General features: G+C 59.2%; 1 protein-coding gene and 1 pseudogene. Both read right to left on the bottom strand.

The annotated features are described in order from the left end of the window. Positions 1-33: 33 nt before the first annotated feature. Positions 34-846: pseudogene (locus tag ACR0IO_RS23060) on the bottom strand (3'(2'),5'-bisphosphate nucleotidase CysQ). Further along, positions 833-1150, bottom strand: a 318-nt coding sequence (locus ACR0IO_RS23055; RefSeq protein WP_480745179.1) for a metallopeptidase TldD-related protein, incomplete at its 5' end; no start/stop codon positions are given. The gene ACR0IO_RS23055 and the pseudogene ACR0IO_RS23060, both read right to left, overlap by 14 nt.

The following is a 1150-nucleotide window of genomic DNA, read 5'->3' as shown; positions in this document are numbered from 1 at the left end:
CTTGAAAACCTGCGCGCACCCTAAGGTTTTGGCTCAGGCGGTCAAGCCAGTTTGACCCGAAAGCCGCGCCATGAATTTATCCACCAAGGCGCGTGATCCTGCAAAAACGCCCGCACTTCGCGGGTCGGGGCGGTTAAAGCGCAAAGCCTGCCCCTCCCGGTCGCAGACCTTGGCGCCTGCCTCGGCGGCAATAAGACTGCCTGCAGCGCTGTCCCATTCCCAAGTTGGGCGAAAGGTCAGCATTCCATCATAGCGCCCTTCGCCCACAAGGGCCAAACGATAGGCGAGAGAGGATCGAAAATGGCGGCTCACAGGTGGCGCGCCAAGTGGCCAATAGCGCGGTTCAAAATTGACCTTGGTGGTCAGAATGCGCGCGCCCTCTTCTTCGGCATGACCTGAAATGCGCAAGGGTGTCTCATTGCACAGCGCCCCCCCATCGCGCGCAGCGGCATAAAGCCTGCCGACAGCAGGCAGATAGACCACCGCCGCACGCACGAGCCCATCTTCCACAACGGCCAATGCATGCGAGAAATCACCAGAGCCATCCATAAAGGCGCGGGTGCCATCGATGGGATCAACGATGAAACCCCGCTTCGCGGCCAGACGGGCAGGGTCATCATGGCTTTCTTCCGACAACCACCCGTAACTGGGACGCGCGACCTGAAGATCGCTCGCCAACATCTTGTCGATTACCAAATCCGCTTCTGTGACGGGGCCTGCCCCTTCGGATTTTTCCCAAGCCTAGGGGTCACTGTGCCAATAGCGCAGGGCAATCTCGCCTGCGGCACGGGCCGCTTCTATCAATAGGGTCAGATCATCGCGATCTTGCCGCTCAGGCCCCTGCAAGCGTCATCTCCTCTACCAGAAGCGAGGGGATAACCCGCGACAGATGCGGGCGCGCATCATTTGCTGCACGGATCGTGCCAAGCATGTCGCGCAAATTTCCTGCAATGGTGCATTCATTGACCGCACAGGTGATTTCGCCGTTTTCAACCCAAAACCCTGACGCGCCACGCGAATAATCGCCTGTGGTTGGGTTGATGGAACTGCCGATCAAGGATGTCACCAATAGCCCCGTTCCCATCTCACGCAACAGCGTCTCACGTTCGACCTCTGGCCCGACCAAGGCGAGATTCCCAACGCTTGGCGA

Source organism: Ruegeria sp. CE12, from assembly GCF_056537525.1.
Note: the sequence above shows the minus strand (reverse complement) of the source record. Positions and strands in the feature narration are given on the sequence as shown.